Source organism: Corallococcus llansteffanensis, from assembly GCF_003612055.1.
Classification (GTDB): Bacteria; Myxococcota; Myxococcia; order Myxococcales; family Myxococcaceae; genus Corallococcus; species Corallococcus llansteffanensis.
Genome location: NZ_RAWB01001204.1, coordinates 1 through 422 on the forward strand (window position 1 = coordinate 1; position 422 = coordinate 422).

At 55.2% G+C, this 422-nt stretch carries 1 protein-coding gene; it reads right to left on the reverse strand.

Features of this window, described 5'->3' with window-relative positions; genetic code table 11:
* Positions 1 to 372, reverse strand: a 372-nt coding sequence (locus tag D7V93_RS44155) for a hypothetical protein (protein WP_208723396.1), incomplete at its 3' end; no start/stop codon positions are given.
* Positions 373 to 422: the final 50 nt, after the last annotated feature.

Sequence of the window (422 nt, forward strand, 5' to 3'; positions counted from 1 at the left end):
GAATGACGCAGGCAGCGGCCCGTTCGACGCGGTGATACTTTGGTTTGTGATCACAGGCTGCGCTGTGCCGCCATTCACGCTATATGAGAGGCTCAGCAGACCGTCTTGTGTGATACTAAGTGCGTAGGTGATGGGGGTCGCGTTCCCCCGAACCGCCTTGCTGCCACCTGCCGAATTCTTTCCAGCAGCTTCCTGGCTATAGAGCTTGACGGTACTACTTAACGTATCGCCGCCAAGATAGTTGTAGTTATATGGAATCTGCTCGGTCGTCTGGCTGCCGTCGTCGATGTAGTAACCGTTCGCGTCCTGCTGCCCCGTACCGCTAAAGTTGTATAGATAGCCTGCTGCACACGTGCTCTGCACAGCGTTCATCTGCGTCGTGCTCAAGGCCGACGGATAATACTTCGCGTACTTAGTGGACA